The 16,310-nt window shown below is 74.2% G+C and carries 7 protein-coding genes and 1 tRNA gene; 7 read left to right on the top strand and 1 reads right to left on the bottom strand.

Annotated features, from left to right (window positions below):
- Nucleotides 1-100: 100 nt before the first annotated feature.
- Nucleotides 101-1,354, top strand: coding sequence for a hypothetical protein (locus AB0D49_RS14830; RefSeq protein ID WP_362756553.1), 1,254 nt, complete (start codon nt 101-103; stop codon nt 1,352-1,354).
- 13 nt (nt 1,355-1,367) lie between these two features.
- Here AB0D49_RS14830 and AB0D49_RS14825 read toward each other — a convergent pair whose 3' ends face one another.
- A complete protein-coding gene (locus AB0D49_RS14825) occupies nt 1,368-2,294 on the bottom strand; it encodes an aminoglycoside phosphotransferase family protein (RefSeq protein WP_362756550.1) in 927 nt (308 codons plus the stop codon).
- A gap of 105 nt (nt 2,295-2,399) precedes the next feature.
- On the opposite strand from AB0D49_RS14825, the gene AB0D49_RS14820 reads away from it, so the two are divergent.
- The 6 genes from AB0D49_RS14820 to AB0D49_RS14795 all read left to right on the top strand — a co-directional run bounded on the left by AB0D49_RS14820 (nt 2,400) and on the right by AB0D49_RS14795 (nt 16,310).
- Nucleotides 2,400-2,469: transfer RNA gene (locus AB0D49_RS14820), tRNA-Arg, on the top strand.
- A gap of 274 nt (nt 2,470-2,743) precedes the next feature.
- On the top strand, nt 2,744-3,613 hold the full coding sequence (locus tag AB0D49_RS14815; protein ID WP_362756922.1) for a DUF4132 domain-containing protein: 870 nt from the start codon (nt 2,744-2,746) through the stop codon (nt 3,611-3,613).
- The gene (locus tag AB0D49_RS14810; protein ID WP_362756548.1) at nt 3,610-8,616 is read left to right on the top strand and encodes a DNA-binding protein; all 5,007 of its coding nucleotides are present in this window, start codon (nt 3,610-3,612) and stop codon (nt 8,614-8,616) included. Before AB0D49_RS14815 ends, AB0D49_RS14810 begins: the two co-directional genes overlap by 4 nt.
- 430 nt (nt 8,617-9,046) lie before the next feature.
- Nucleotides 9,047-10,207: an AAA family ATPase gene (locus AB0D49_RS14805; protein ID WP_362756545.1), complete on the top strand. Its 1,161-nt coding sequence runs from the start codon at nt 9,047-9,049 to the stop codon at nt 10,205-10,207.
- 53 nt (nt 10,208-10,260) lie between these two features.
- Nucleotides 10,261-14,340, top strand: coding sequence for a DUF5682 family protein (locus AB0D49_RS14800; protein ID WP_362756919.1), 4,080 nt, complete (start codon nt 10,261-10,263; stop codon nt 14,338-14,340).
- Entirely contained in the window at nt 14,337-16,310 is a 1,974-nt protein-coding gene (locus AB0D49_RS14795; protein ID WP_362756542.1) for a hypothetical protein, read from the top strand. The genes AB0D49_RS14800 and AB0D49_RS14795 overlap by 4 nt, the downstream gene beginning before the upstream one ends.

Here is a 16,310-nt window from a genome sequence, read left to right as displayed (position 1 = left end):
TGAGGCCCGTAAGCGACGCGGGTGGGGTCAGCTGCGCCTTGTGAGTGAGATGCGTACCGCAGCCGGTAGTCGGGGCGACACCCTTCCCGCGGATGCCAGCGTGAAGCGTCGCATCGCGAGTTGGGAGAACGGGCACAGCGTCCCGGACGAGTTCTACGGCCCCTTGCTGTGCGCATCACTGGGCATGTCCGCCGCGGAGCTTGGACTCAACCATCTCAGCGGTCGTGACGTGCGACTACTGGAGACCCGCTATCCACCGAGCCCGGAAGACACCTTCCGGACCGTGGTCCAGATCTGGCGAGCCGACCTCAACGGGTACGAGCCGTTGGTTCTGTCGGAGCCGTCCCGGCCAGCGTGGAGCGAGGCGTCCCTTCGATGGCTCGTCGCTCCCGAGCCGTCGTTCCCGAGTGCCCAGGGGGCTGGTGGGAGCCGCGTGGGGATCAGTGACGTAAGCATGATCAGGACCACTGGCGGAATGTTCGCCGAGCTGGACGACCGTTTCGGCGGAGAACACGCCAGGCATTCTCTCGTGCAATATCTCAGCCGCGATGTGGCGCCCCTGCTCACCGGGCAGTACACGGAAGCGGTCGGGCGTGCGCTCTTCTCCACGGTCGCGGAGACGACTCTCCTTGCTGCTTGGATGTCCTACGACGCATGCCATCACGGACTTGCCCAGCGATATTTCTTGCAAGCTCTGCGGCTCGCCCAGGACGGCAATGACCGGCGCTTAGCGGGAAGCATCCTGTCTGCCATGAGCCACCAGGCCACGTTCTTAGGCCACTTCACAGAGGCCGCCACACTCGCGCGTGCGGCACGCATGGGAATTTCAGGGGTAGCGACTCCCACTCTGATGGCCCAGTTCCACGCCATGGAGGCGCGGGCATTGGCCCGTACCGGCGACATCCGTGCGTGCGAATCAGCCTTATCCGAGGCGACTAAGGCACTGGAAAGCCGCAACAACAGCGACGAGCCGGAGTGGATCACCTACTTCGACGAGGCCGAGTTGGCCGCCGAGGCCGCGCACTGCTTCCGGGATGTGAACAGTGCACGTCAGGCCGTTGCCCATGCCCAGAACGCCATGAGCGGTAGTCATGTCCGGAGTGACTTCTTCGCGACGATGGTTCTCGCCGATGCGCACCTTCGGGCGGGTGAACCCGAAGAAGCCTGCCGGGTTGCCCTAGATGCGCTTGACCTTGGGGAACAGCTTAAGTCGGCTCGTTGCGTCAGCTATTTAGCGGAGTTTCGTCACCGTTTAGACACGGTTGGCGACACGGCGTTCATCCGAGATTTTCGGGAGCAGGCAGCGGAGAATCGGCTTTGGGTGGCGAGTGGACGGCTACCGGCGAGCAGGTGATCCATGGAATGGGTCAGAAGGGGCGCCAGTCTCGCCGACTCCCGTCGGTCCGCAAGGACTCCACACGGCGCCCGAACTCATCACCAGATTTTGCACTGGTTGCTACTTGGTGGCCGAGCCAGACCACCATCATCAACTCTCGCAGATCCCCGAGAACCGGATAGCCGGGCCAGTTCATCAGGTCGAATCCGTAGTGGTAGACGAACGATTCGTACTCGGTCCGCGTGTGCCATCCGTATCGCTCGTAGTAGAGGGCAGATTGCACGAGGTCCCACTCGCGTGCGGCGAGGGAGAAGCCATCGAGATCGATCAGGATCGCATTTCCGTCCCGATGCCGGATGACGTTTCCTATGCTCGCGTCCCCGTGGATCATCCCGAACGGGAGCACGAAGTCCAGGCGGTCATACAGCTTGTGCAGCGCTCCCGCCCGCTCCTCCAGGAACTCACGGTCCGCCTTGGCGATCCCGTCGAGGGACCGCAGGCCATCCCACAGCTTGGTGAATGGGTCGAAGTACGGGAGCCCGAGTGACTCCGGTTCTTCGAGCCAGTGCAGCCGCTTCAGGAGGTCTGCCAGCTCCTCCAGAGTCGCGTACTCCTCCCGGTCCTGAGCGCTCTCCCAGAAGGTCACGACCCGGCCGCCGACGGTTAAGGGTTGCTGCACCCCCGCCAGCACGCGCGTCGCCGGAAAGTCCTCCGCCTCCAGCCACCGGGCTACGCCGACCGCCCGTGCCATCTGTTCAGTGACTGCGGGGTCCCGCGCGATGCGGACGATGGCGGGGGACGACGCCAGTCGGTACACGGCGTTGGAGCCCAGTCTCAGCAGCGCGGCGCCTGAGGGGTCCAGCCCCGCCTGGTCGCACGCCTCGCGGAGGACTTCCCCCGCGGTCTCCTCCGTGAAGTCCGTCATGCCGCCGTGGGAGCCGCCGCCACCTGAGATCATGCTTCGACGCTACCGCCCGGCCTGAAGCTACGGCAGGGCGCTTGCGTAATCAGGGCGTGATGATCATGACTCGGGGCAAGGTACTGGACGGCTTCTGTGCAGGTCAGAACCCCAGCTCGGCACGGGTCTTCGACGGCCTCCGGAGCCGTGTGCGCAGGTTCGAATCCTGCCGGGGGCACTTCGTAGGGAGTGCTAAAAGACCCCGATCTCAGCGGAAACGCTGAGGTCGGGGTCTTTGCGTATGTCCGGCCTCCCGTGGGTGGGCGGGATGCGGGGTCCGGGGTGGGGTGCCGGGCGTGGGGGGCTCGCGGTCTCCGTCGGGAGGGGGCGTTTGGGGGCTTGGTTGTCAGTGGGCGCCGATAACGTTTTGTCTGTCGTCGCACTGGTGTCGGGAGATCCCGGCTGAACTGTGCTTTCTTCTTGCTGTCTTGATGCGTGAGGCGGGGATCGTGGGCTGGGTGTCGGCGGGTGACGGGTATGAAGTCGCCCTGGTGGAGGGGCGGGTGGCGGCGCGGGCCACTGCGGGGAGGGCGGCGGGGAGGCAGCTGAAGTCGCTGCCCCGGGCGCTGCGGGATCATCCCGAGGTGGACCGGCTGCGGCGGTTCGCGGAGTGGCTCGAACGGCATGCCTCGGGGTGTGTCGCGCAGGTGGACGCCTGGATGGTGTCGTCGCTGCCCGTGCCCACCGGGCTGCTGGCCCAGGTGTGGCCGGACGAGGCGTGGCAGGTGGCGCTGCGTGATCTGGTGGTGGTCGGGGACGATCCCGACGAGGTCGGGTTTCTGCGGGGGGCCACCGAGGACGGGGAGTTGCAGGTGGTCGATCTCGACGGGGAGACCGTGCGGCTCGCGCCGCGGACGGTGACGCTGCCGCATCCCGTGCTGCTGCCCGACCTCGACGACATCCGGGAGTTCGCGGCGGAGCTGGGGATCGTGCAGCGGGTCGAGCAGATCCATCGGGCCACCTGGCAGCGGCCCGGGGAGGTCGACGGCACGGTGGGCCATGAGATACGGGAGTTCGCCGGCGGGGCGTTCCGGTCGCGGTTCGCGCTGGCCGCTCGGGCGAGTGCGCTGGGGTACCGGGTGTCGGGTGGCTACGCCACGGCTCGGGTGCGTGAGGGGGCTCGGGTCGTCGAGGCCGCCGTGTGGATCGGGGAGCCGTACTGGGAGGACTCCGTGGAGACGGGCGGGCTCATCTGGAACGGGGCCGACGGGCGGGCCCTGAGCCTGCGGGACGTGGGGGCCGTCGCCTGGTCCGAGGGGATGCGGATGGCCGCGGCGCTGTACGCGGGGCGGGACATCGAGGAGGGCAAGAACGCATGAGCGGGGGGACGCAGGTGTCGTACGAGGAGATGCTCGTCGCGGGTGGGGTGCTGCCGCCGGACACGGCGGACGCGGGGGAGCGGGCCGTGTCGCTGACCGCGCGGCGGTATCGCCATCCGGCGCTGGATGGCAGGGTGGTCGTGCGGGTCGTGGCGGGGGAGTTGGGGGCCGCCGAGGATCTCGCCGCCGGGTTTCTCGGGATGGAGGGGGATGGGGAACCCGTTGTCGTGGGGCTGGGGCTGCGGCAGTCGCTGGGGTTTCCGGAGTGGGTGCTGGTGCACCATCCCGAGGACGGGCATCACGCCCTCGGTGTCGTACCGGATCTGGAGCGGGTCGCCCGGCAGGTGAAGTCCCGGCCCAAGGCCGCCATGGACGCCTATACGGAGCTGGGCGCGCGGCTGGCGGCCTCCGTGCCGCACTTCCTGCCGACCTTCTACGAGCAGGCCGGGCGGGTGTTTCTGGCGGAGGAGAACGCCACCTATGCGGCTCAGTTGTTCACTCGGGCACGGAAAGCGGAGGCGGAGCACGGGCTTGTTGTCGAGGAGGAGCGGCTCGACGCGGTGTTCCTCGAGTTCGCCCTGGCGGGGGCGTTGCCCGTGAAGGTGCTGTCCGCCTATGGGCGGGAGCTGGCCGCCCGCGTGCCGGCCGAGGAGGCGCTGCGCCGCTTCACCCGGCTGTGTCTGCGCCGCACCGCGGGCGGGCTGCCGCCGTCCGCGCAGATGGCGGGCGATCTGCGGAAGCTGGCGCGGGCCGCGGGGCTGGACGCCGGGCTCGCCGAGCAGGAGTACCTCGCCGAGCTGCTTGAGCTGCCCGCCACCCTGCGGGCCGCCGCCGGCTGGTGGAAGGGGCACCGGGCCGCGCTGGTGGCGCTGGCCGCGCGGGACCGGCGGGTGCGCGGGACGCTGCTGGGCATGGTCCCGGCGGGCCATGACGACGAGCTGCCCGCGCTGTGGCTCCAGGTGCTGGAGGACTCGGGCGCCGCGGCGGGGCTGTGGGACGCCGCCCTTCCGGTGGAGGAGCGTCCGCACGACGGTACGGCGGGCTGGCTGGGGCGCTTCCTGGTCTTCCGGGAGCGGGCGCGGTCCTGGCGCGGCTCGACCCGGATGCCTGAGCTGTATCCGGTCGTGGAGCGGTGTGTGGAGCGGCTGCGGGCGGAGCTTCGGGACTCCGGGGGCGCGCTGCGGGTCAGCCATGACATCGATCTGGTGGATCTGCTGCTGTCCCTCGATGTGCCGGTGGCCGGGCCGGAGCCGGACGACGCGCTGCCGCTGACGCAGTGGGCCCAGGGCGACGGGCAGCGGGACCTGGTGTTCCTGGGCGCCGACAGCCGGTTCCACGACGCCTTCCTGAAGGGCGCGGAGCGGTTCGGCAACCAGGACGACGCGCTGCGGGCGATCCGTCTGCTGGCCGCTTCTCCCGGCTGCCGTCCGCTGCTGGCGCGGTGGGTCGCGTCGGCCGTCAAGCGGTTCACCGTGGTCGGACTGCCCCAGTTGCCCGACGCGCTGGCCCGGCTGAAGTGGCTGCCCTCCGAGGCACTGGCGCTGGCCGAGGACGAGGTGCGCGAGGCCGTCGCCACCGACCTCGCCCCCGTGCTCGTACGGACCCTGCGGGCCGGGATCTTCGACGAGCTGGGGTGGCCGGCCTGGGAGGAGGCGGCGGCCGACCTGGTGCCGAAGGCGCAGGTCGAGGATCTGATCGTCGCCGACGCATGGCCGCATCTGGTGGTCGCCGGGGCGGCCCAGGCCCGGGTGATCGGCGCCGGGGGCACCCTGCTCACCCACGATCTGCGGATCCCCGCGGGCGACCGACGCGGCGACCCCGGCTTCCACCATGTCGACGGTGAACTCCTCGTCTACTGGAACAGCGGCCAGAGCGGTCTGCGCGGCTACTGGCACAGCCGGGCCGACCGGGTCGAGACGCTGGCGGGCCCGAGCGCCACCCGCGGCACCGAGATGGACTGGTACCGCGGCGACTTCCCGATCACCCTGCCGCTGTCCGGCGGCGGGCGGGCGACCGGCGGCGGTGTCGTGCACCCAGGCGACACGACCCTGCCCGAGGAGCGCTCGCTGCTCTTCGACGGCACCTCCTACTGGGTGTGGCACGCGGACTCCGAGGACCACGCGGGACACGGCTGGTACGAGTACGACCCCGTCGGCGGCGGACGGGGGCGCATGAGCCGGCCCGCGTTCCTCGCCGACGCGCTGCGGGACGCCCCCGACGGCAGCCGCTTCGCGGGCGGGCGGCTGAGCCCCTCCCCCACGGCCGGTGCCGCGCCCGCCGCCGCGCCCGTGGACGGGCTCGTGGGGCTGCGCCGGGTGACGCTCCCGGACGGGTCCACCCGGGTCGAGGACCTCGCCGGGCACACCCTCACCGTCCCGGCCGACGCCGGTGTGCCGTACACGCTGGTGATGTTCCCCGGCGCCGAGCGGCCCACGGCGGTGGTGCGCAACAGCTGGCAGCTCGATCTCGTGGACGCGGAGGGGGTCGTCACCGCCTGGGCGAAGACCGACCGCACGGCGGGCGTCTTCGGCGAGGGCACCCTGCTGCTGCCGCCCGTGCAGTACTGGGAGTGCCTGACCGCGCGCGACCCGGAGGGCTCGGCGGGGCTGCGGCGGGTCGACCGCGGGACCGCCGCCGCGCTGCTGGCGGCTGCCGCCGACGAGGACGCCGGGGCGCTGTCCGGCGCGATCGGCGCCCTGCTGTCCGTCACCCACCCCGCGCTGCTCAAGGGAATCGCCGGGGTCGTGCGCTACGCGGCGGCCCAGCAGGGGGTCCTGGACGCGGCGGCGACCCGGCTGACCCGGGCCATGGACGGCGACCTGGCGGACGAGGGCCCGGCCGGTCCGCCGGACCATGTGGTGCGGGACGCGATGAGCGGTCTCGGTACGCCGAACAACTACTGGTGGAGCCGCGACGACGGGGCCACCACCGTGTTCGGGGCGCTGCGGGTGCTGACGCGCGCCGCCGGGGCGGTCGGTGACGGGGCGGTCGGTGACGGGGCGGTCGGTGCCGCAGGGGACCTTCCCGGTGGCCGGCTGCATCTCGACGGGCCCGAACTGCCGATCGGGCAGCCGGCGCTGCCCACCCTGATCGCGCGGAGGGGGGCGCTCGCGTACCGGGCCGCCGCCGGCACCACGACCGAGGAGCACCGTGAGGTGCTGGGGCAGCTTCTTGCCGGGTTCGAGGGGTTGGGGATGGGCGGGTCCGTCGGGGCCGTCGGGTCCGCCAGGGCCGTCGGGGCCGTCGGGGCCGGGGCCGAGGGGGCGGGGGCTGAGGAGGCCCCGGACTCCCGGTGGCGGTGGGTGTCCTTGCATCTGGACGCGCACCGGCTGCGGATCGGCTCGGGCGAGTGGCGGGAGGGCTCCTGGTACGGAGTGCTGTCGCTGGGGGGCGGTGCCTTCATCGCGGTGACCTCGCGCGACTCCGACGACGATGACGACGGCTGCGACTTCACCGGTCTCTTCCACGACCCCACGGGCCGGTTCGAGGTGCCGGAGCCGTACAAGGTGCTGTCCTTCGAGCCGTTCGACCGGGGCGGACGTCCCGTCCCGCTCGGGGCGTTCCTGGCGCAGCTCGCCGAGCGCGGTCCGGCGCCCTGGTTCCCCGAGGCGGCCGACGAGTTCGCCCGGCTGACCGGCACCACGGAGACGATGGCCCGGCTCGTCGTCGCGGGGCTGCCCGGGGTCGACATCTACGAGCGGACGTTCCTCACCACCGAGGCCCGTAACGCCATCGGGGTGAAGGCCGCTCCCGCCGCGGTCGCCAAGGACGAGCTGCGGGAGATCAGCAGCGGGGTGCGGGCCGCGGTCGTGGCCGCGCTGCTGCCCGCCGATCCGGCCCGGCTGTGGACCGAGGGCCCGGACGTGGCCGCCGCTGCCGCCGTCTGGAACGACACGGTCGGCAGGCGTCCCGCCCTGCCCGAGGAACTGCTCGGCGACGCCGTCCGCGCCCTCAAGCACGCGGCCTGGACCGTACGGGAGGCCCTGCCCGCGCTGCTGGAACCGGCCGGTTCCCCGCGGCTCAGCCGGGATCTGCGCTGGGCGATCGACGGGGACCGGGCGCGGCCGGTCGGCGAGGACGAGCCCGGGTTCGACGTGGACACCCTGGTCGGCACCGTGACGCTGGCGGCCTGGCTGGCCCATCGGCTGCCCGCGGGCGACCCGGTGCGGGCCGCGCTGCCGCCCGCGCTCACCGCCGTACGGGCCCGGCTGGCGGCCCCCGGCCTCATGCTCGACCTCGGCCGGTACATCAGCCTTCCGGCGTTCCGGAAGGCGGCGGGCGCGCCGACCGAGACCGGCCAGGGATACGAGCGGTACGGCGCCGTCGTCCTCGCCACCGCCGACAACCAGCCCGCCCCGGCCATCCGGGTCGACCTCCTCGACGAGGCCGGGCAGGACCCCCATCTGCCCGCCACCCGCGTCGACGACCACCCGTACCCGGCCGAGGTCGCCCTGCGGCTGGTGCGCGATCCCCGGTTCGCGGCCCTGCTCGCCGACCCCGGGGAGCCGGTCGGGGGCGAGCGGGACAAGGCCGGGACCTGGTGGCCGCAGGACCCGGGCCGCTCGGTGCCCGACCTGGTCACCGAGGTGGCCAAGGAGTACGGCCTCGGCGAGGACGCGGCGACGCTGTATCTGATGCTGCTGGCCATGCCCGACCCGACCGACCGGGCCACCGCGCGGTGGACGGGCTGGAAGCCGGCCCGGCTCAAGGCGGCCCGTGCGGAACTGGCGGCCACCGATCTCGTGGTCGAGGCGACCCGGACCAGGGCGGGGCGTTCCCTCTTCCTGCCCGGCGGCTGGGCCGAACAGTCCGCGCCCCGGGTGCCGCTGGAGCGCTGGAAGCTGCCGCTGTTCGACGTGGTCGACGGCGAGCACGCCTCGTTCGGGGTGATCGTGCCGACGGAACCCGTCGCCGATCTGTACCGGCGGGCCTGGGAGCGGGTGCGGAGCGGTGACGGGCCCCGGTTCGAGGAGCTGAAGGTCCGGCGGGGGCGGCGGCGGTGAGGGGGCGGGCGGTGCGGTGCCGGTGAGTGTATGGCGGGGGCGGTGAACTTACGGCTGCCCTGGCTCCGGTGAACTTACGGCTGCCCCGGCTCCGGTGAACGTACGGCTGCCCCGGCTCTGGTGAACTTACGGCTGCCCCGGCTCTGGTGAGCTGGGCGAGGCGCTCTCGTTGAGGGGAGGGCGCTTGGGGGGAGCGCTCGTGGGGCCCTCGTGGGGGGGGAGCGCTCGTAGGGGGGCGCGCTCGTTGTGGGGGGGCGCGTGAGGGCCTCGGGCGCCACCAGTGCCCTGGCCCTCCCCCCTCCCTCCCCCTCCCCCCAGTTCGCCCCTCATCGACCCCGGTCGACCCCCCTTCCCCCAGTTCCCCACTCCCCCACTCGTCGGCGATCAGCAGATCCTCGACCCCGATCAGACCTACCCAGCAAGGACATCCATGCCCTCGATCACCACGGCGACCTCACTCCCGCCACGGCAGACGCTGCCCGCCGAGGAGCGTCACGCCACCGAACTCGCCTTCCTCGCCGCCCATGACCAGGGTCCGCGTCCGCCCGGCTGGCTGCTGACGCCCCGCTCCGTCATCACCTTCGTCTGCGGCAGCGCGGGCGATGCGCTCAAGCTGTCCGAGCCCGATGAGACGCTCCCGGCCGAGCTGGTCGTCTCGCCGAAGTTCGTCGGTGAACGCGCCCTGGTGGAGCGGTGCGTGGTCACGCTCGCCGGAGAGCGGGGACTGCTGCTGGTGGGTGAGCCGGGTACGGCCAAGTCGATGCTCTCGGAGCTGCTCTCGGCGGCCGTCTGCGGTACCAGCGCGCTGACCGTGCAGGGCACCGCGGGCACCACCGAGGACGCCCTGCGCTACGGCTGGAACTACGCCCTGCTGCTGGCCCAGGGCCCCACGCCCCAAGCCCTGGTGGACTCCCCGGTGCTCAGCGCGATGCGCTCCGGACGGGTGGCCCGGGTCGAGGAGATCACCCGCTGTCTGCCCGAGGTGCAGGACGCGCTGGTGTCGATCCTCTCCGACCGCCGGATGAGCGTGCCCGAGCTGTCCGGCACGGACGCGGCACAGGTGGCCGCCGCTCCCGGGTTCGCGGTCATCGCCACCGCCAACCTGCGTGACCGCGGGGTGTCGGAGATGTCGGCCGCGCTCAAGCGCCGTTTCAACTTCGAGACCGTGCACCCGATCGCGGACGCCGACGCCGAGACCGCGCTCATCAGGCGGCAGGCGGTCGCGGCCGTCGCGCGGGCGGGCGCGGACTTCGACGTCGACGACGCGGTGCTCGACGTCCTGGTGACCGTCTTCCGGGATCTGCGGGCCGGGCGCTCGGCAGAGGGCTGGGACGTGGAGCGTCCCGGCACGGTGATGTCCACGGCGGAGGCGGTGCAGGTCGCCGTCTCCCTCGGGGTGTCCGCCGCGTATCTGCCCGCCGGGGACTCCCTCGACCTGGTCCCCGGTCATCTGCTGGGCGTGGTCCGCAAGGACGATCCCGGTGACCACGCGCGTCTGCTGGGGTACTGGGACGGCCCGGTGCGGCGGCGCGCGGAGGACGGGGCGCCGACCTGGCGCCGTCTGTGGGACCTGCGGGAGAACCTTCGGTGACGCGGAATCAGGGCCAGGGGGCCGCCCAAGTCGCCCCCGTCCACGAGCCGCATGTGTCCGGCGTCCAGGACCCGCGCGTGGCGCTCGACGCCCTCGCCGCCTCCTCGGTGCCGTATCTGCTGGGCGTACGGCACCACAGTCCCGCGCTCGCGGCGGCCGTGCCCGCGCTGCTGGACGCGGCCGGTGCGGAGGTGGTGTGCGTGGAGCTGCCGGTCGACTTCCAGCCGTGGCTCGTCCATCTCGGCGCGCCCGGTACGGTCGCGCCGGTCGCGCTCGCGGGCGCCGGGCAGGGCGGGCGGCTCGGCTTCTACCCGTTCGCCGACTTCTCTCCCGAACTCGCCGCGGTCCGCTGGGCGCGTGAGCGGGGCGTGGAGGTCGTCTGCTGCGATCTGCCGATGGGCGACGCGCGGTGGGGCGGGGCGGGCCCGGAGGTCGGCGCGGATGTGGACGCCGGTGCGGCCGGGGACCCTCGTGAGACGCCCGCTGCGGACGAGGCGGGCGCCGGGACCGCCGTCGACCGGCCCGCGCCCACCTCCTTCGCGCAGGCCCTCACCGCCGCCGGGACCGGCCGCGACGGGGACGACCTCTGGGACCGCAGCGTCGAGGTGCGGGCCCCGGGCTCGGCTCCGGAGCTGCTGCGCCGGGCCGCGCTGGGCGTCGGCTGGGCGCTGCGTCAGGACGCAGTGTCGTCCGGCGGGGTGCCCGCCGTGGACCTGGCGCGTGAGGCGCACATGCGGGACACGATCGCCCTCGCGGCGGCGGGGGGCCGCCGGGTCGCGGCGGTGATCGGCGCGTTCCACGCCCCGGCGCTGGCCGACGGGGCGAGCGTGCCGGGGGCGGCGGCTGCCGACGGGGCGGCGGCGCGCGGCACGGGGACGGGGACGGGGACGGGGATGGCGACGGCGGGGACGGCGCTCCCCGGGGACGCCTCCAGCGTCGTCACCTCCCTCGTCCCGTACGGGTTCGATCTGCTGGACTCCCGGTCCGGTTATCCCGCCGGGATTCGCGATCCGCGCTGGCAGCAGGCGGTGTTCGGGGCCGGGGGCGATCCCGGGCTGCTGCACGACGCCGCGGCCCGGTCGATCACGGACGTGTGCCGGGAGCTGCGGTCGGCCGGGCACACGGCCGGGACGGGCGAGGCGCGGGAGACGCTCCGCGTGGCCTGCGACCTGGCCCGGTTGCGCGGGCTCCCGGCGCCGGGCCGCGGCGAGGTCCTCGAAGCCCTGACGGCGGTGCTGGGCCAGGGCGAGCCGCTCGGCCGGGGGCGGGCGCTGGCGCGGGCCCTGGAAGTGGTCCTGGTCGGCACCGAGCGCGGGCGGGTCGCGCCCGGCACACCGCGCTCCGGGCTCGGCCCGTCCGTCGAGGCCGAACTCGCCGCCCTGCGGCTGCCCGGCCCCGACGATCCCGCGCCGCGCGAACTGCGTCTCGACCCGTTGCGTTCGGCCCTCGACCACCGCCGCGAGATCCTCCTGCGCCGGCTCGAGGTGTGCGGCGTGGGATACGGCGAGCCGGTGGCGGTGGCCGGTACCGGCGACGCCGCCGCGCTCTCGGCGCGTTGGCGGCTGGCGTGGGTGCCCGCCGTGCCGGTCCGGCTGGACCTGGCCGGGGTGCGCGGGGTGACGGCGGCGCTGGCGGCGGAGGGCACCCTGCGGGAGACCTTCCGCCGGGAGTCGGCGGACGGCGGGCCCACCTGCGCCCTCGTCCTGACGGGGCTGCGGGACGCCGCGCGCTGCGATCTGCCCGCGCTGGTCGCCCACCGGCTCGCCGAGGCGGCCGAGGTGCTGCCCGCGTCCGCGACGGTCCCCGAGATCCTCACCGGGCTGGATCTGCTGGAGGCGCTGCGCCGGGAGCATCTGCCCGGTACGACGCCCGAGGGCCGGGCTGCGGCGGGCGCGCTCACCGCCGACCTGCTGGAGTCGGCCGTACGGTCCCTGCCGGGGCTGGCGGGCAGCGACGATCCGGAGGAGGCCGCCGCGCTGGTCGCGCTGGCCGCGCGGGCCGGTGAACTCCGGCTGGGGCTGCGGATGGACGAGGCGCTGGCCGGGCTCGCGGACTCCGCGTCGCCCCTCGTCCAGGGTGCCGCGCTCGCCTGCCGGGTGCTGTTCGACCTGGAGGACGCCGAGACGCTCGGGGCACGGGCCGCGGGCTGGATCGACACGGCCACCGGTCCCGACACGCGGCGCGCGCTGGCCCGGCGGCTCGTCGGACTGCTGACCGGGGCCGCGCCGCTGCTCCAGTCGGCGCCGACCGCGCTCGATCCGCTGCTCGACCGGATCGACGCGCTCGACGACCGGGGATTCCTGGACCGGCTGCCCGCGCTGCGCGGTGGCTTCGACACACTCACCCCGGCGGGCCGCGACCGGCTGCTGCACACGGTGACGGAGCGGCTGGGCGACCGTCTCGACCTCGCGCTGGGCGCCTCCCCGGAGCTGCTGGCGCTGTGGACCGCGGCGGACGCGGTGGGTCGCTCGGCGGCGGACGCCGTGGGCCGCTCGGCGGCGGACGCGGTACGGGGTACGTCTTCGGCGGGGCGGGGGCTTACGGGGGTGCGTGCGCTGGGGGCGCCCGGCGCTGAGGCGCCCGCGCTTGGGACGCCGGTCTCTGAGGCGCCGCCTGCCTCCGGCCCGCCCGCGCCCGGGGCACCGGGCTCCGAGGCGCCCGGCCTGAAGGCGTCGGCACGTGAGACGCCGACCGCTGCAACACCCGCCCCCAAGTCGCCCGCTCATGAGGCTCCGATCGCTGAAGCGGGCACACATGGGGCGCCCGCCGATGCACGCACACATGGGGCGCCGACCGCTGAGGCACGCGTACATGAGCCGCCCACCGAATCACGCACACATGGGGCGCCGACCGCTGAGGCACGCGTACATGAGGCGCCCGCCGAATCACGCACACATGAGCCGCCGACCGCCGAAACACGCGCACATGAGGCGCCCGCCGAAGCACCCATACATGAGCCGCCGACCGCCGAGACACGCACACCCGAGACACCCACACCCCTGCCCCCCACCCCCCACCTCTCCCCCGCCGACCGCTGGCGGCTGCTCCTCGGTCGGGAACACGACCGTCTCCCGTCCGGTGCCCGGCGCTACGCGCACGCGCTCGACGAGCTGTACGGCACGGGTCGCGGCGAGGGCTCCTCGGACCTGGGCCGGGAGGGCGGTCGCGGCGGCGGACAGGACGCCTCCTTCCCGACCGCCCGCGAGTGGGCGGAGGAACTCCAGGCGCTGTTCGGCGTGGAGGTGCGCGAGGAGGTCCTGGCGCGCGCCGTCGACCAGGGCCGTAACGACGTGCTCGCGGAGATCGACCCCGCGGCGGTCCGTCCGTCCGTCGCCCTGCTGACGTCCGTGCTGTCGCTGGCGGGCGGGCTGCCGGAGCAGCAGCTCGCGCGGCTGCGCCCGCTGGTCCGCCGTCTGGTCGACGAACTGGCCAAGGAGCTGGCCACCCGGATGCGTCCGGCGCTCACCGGGCTCGCCACCCCGCGTCCGACCCGCCGTCCGGGCGGCCGGATCGACCTGCCGCGCACCCTGCGGGCCAACCTCGTCCACGCCCGCAAGAGGGCCGACGGCAGCACGCTGGTGGTTCCGGAACGGCCCGTGTTCAGTACCCGTTCGCGCAAGGAGGCGGACTGGCGGCTGATCCTGGTGGTCGATGTGTCCGGGTCCATGGAGGCGTCCGTGATCTGGTCGGCGCTGACCGCGGCCGTGCTCGGCGGCGTACCCACGCTCAGCACGCACTTCCTGGCGTTCTCCACGGATGTGATCGATCTGACGGACCGGGTCGACGACCCGCTGTCCCTGCTGCTGGAGGTGCGCGTCGGCGGTGGCACGCACATCGCGGCCGGGCTCGCCCACGCCCGCTCCCTGGTGACGGTGCCGAGCCGGACCCTGGTGGTGGTGGTGAGCGACTTCGAGGAGGGCTACCCGCTCGGCGGGCTGCTCGGCGAGGTACGGGCCCTGGCGGGTTCGGGGGTGCATCTGATGGGCTGCGCCGCGCTGGACGACGGCGGCAACCCGCGCTACTCCGTACCCGTCGCCCAGCAGTTGGTCGCGGCCGGTATGCCCGTCGCCGCCCTCAGTCCCCTCGCCCTCGCCCGCTGGGTGGGCGAACGCCTCCGCGGAGAGACCCGATGAGCCCCGAACTGCCCCCGGCCGCCCCCGAGGTGACCGCCGCCGCCGTGGCGGGTCTGACCTCCCGGCTGCGCAAGAAGCTGGACGCCGCCGTGGAGACGTACGCGGCCGTGCCCGTCGTCGTACGGGGCGCCGAGCGGCTGGTGCGGTGCGGCGCGGACGCGGAGGTCGTCCTCACCCCGGGCCCTTCCGGGGCGGTCACGGACGACGGCCAGGCCGTGTGCAGCTGTCTGCTGGCACCGAGGTGCCTGCATCGCGCCGCGGTGCTCAGCGCCTGCCCGGTGGCCGACGCGGACACGCTGCCCCACACGGACGGTGCCACGGGCACGGACGCCGCCCCCGGCGCGGACCCGGCAGCCGCCCCGGGCACGATGACCGACACCGACCCGGCAGCCGCCCCCGAGACCGCGCCCCCGGCCCCCACCCCGACCGCCCCGCCGACGACAACGACGGCGGACCTCACGGCACCGCAACAGGCCGCCGCCCGCGCCCTCTGGTCCGCCGCGGTGGCGGCGCTGACCGCCGGGGTCCCCGCGGCGGGCGCGGTCGCCCAGGCGGAGCTGCTGCGGGCCTCGCACTCGGCGCGGCTGGCCGGGCTGTACCGCGCGGAGGGCGCGGCGCTGCGGGTGGTGCGCGGACTGCGCGGCGCCCGGTCCCGCCACGACGGCCACCGGCTCGCGGACCTGGTCGACAATCTGCGCGAACTCCTCCTGGCCACGGCCCTGCTGACCGCGCCGGACCCGGACCCCGCGTGGATCGGTTCCGCCCGCCGCGCCTACCGCCCGGAAGGCGCGCTGCGCGTCCACGGGGTGTGCCGGGAGCCGGTGATCTCGGCGACCGGGTACGGCGGGGTGGTCACGCATGTCATCGCCGACGACGGACGCTGGTTCAGCGTCGCGGACGTCAGACCGGGCGGGTCGGCCCGTGCGCGCGGCGCGGCGACGGCCACGGTCGCGCTGGGCTCGGGGAGTCTCGATCACGCCCGGCTCTCGCGCGGCGGGCTGCTGATCTCGGGGGCGACCCTGTCGGCGGACGGCCGTCTCGGCGCGGGCAAGGGAGTGCGGGCCACACCGGTCACGGGCCGGTCCTGGACCTCGGGCCCCTTGGCCGCCCTGTTCGCCCGGCCGCTCGCCGACTCCGTGGGCGGCGGGCTCGGAACCGCTCCGCCGAACGCCCCCGAGGACGCGGAGCTGCCCGACCGATCCGGACCGGCGGCCGATGAACTGATCGGCTGCGACCTGATCATCGTAGGAGCCGTCGACGACCATGTGCTCGCACGGGAGTTGACACCCGGCCGGACGGAGGGCGGCGCGGAGGGCGGCGGCCTGCTGGTCCGGCTGCTGCCCGCGCACGGTCATCCCGACCTGGCGCACACCGCGAACCTCCGCCGCCTCGCGTCCCGTCCCGGGCTGCGGCTGCGGGTCGTCGGCCGTCCCGACCCCGACCGCGCCGCCACGCTCCGGCCGCTGGCCGTCGGACCCCTGCCGGACGGCGGTACGGCGACCCTGCGGCTGCCGGAGGAGTGGCAGGGCCATGCCGACCTGGGGTACGACCGCCTCGAAGGCGTCCATCTGCCGCCCGTGGACGCGTTGCCGCCGACGGCCGGGCTCGTGGGCGTCCCCCCGGACCCGGTGGCGGAGGCACCGCTGTGGCGGCTGCGGCGGCTGGTCGAGGTCGCCGTGTCCGGTGGCCGCCGGGCCGTGGCCCAGCCCGCGCGCGACGGCGACCGTGCCGGGAGCGCCGCCGCCCTGCGCCGGGTCGGGTTCCGCGCGGCGGCCGACCTGTTGACGGAGCTGGCGGAGGAGGCGGACCGGCGCGGGCGTGACGTCTTCGGCCGTACCGAGGAGGCCGACCCGGACGCGTACGCGCGGGCCTGGCTCGCGGCGGCGGTCTATCTCGCCGGTACGGAACGCGCCCTGGTCCGGGCGACCTGGCAGCCGTCGGAGCCGTGGGGAGGCGTCCCGGCGGCGTGA

The organism is Streptomyces sp. NPDC048290 (genome assembly GCF_040652095.1).
GTDB lineage: Bacteria > Actinomycetota > Actinomycetes > Streptomycetales > Streptomycetaceae > Streptomyces.
Note: the sequence above shows the minus strand (reverse complement) of the source record. Positions and strands in the feature narration are given on the sequence as shown.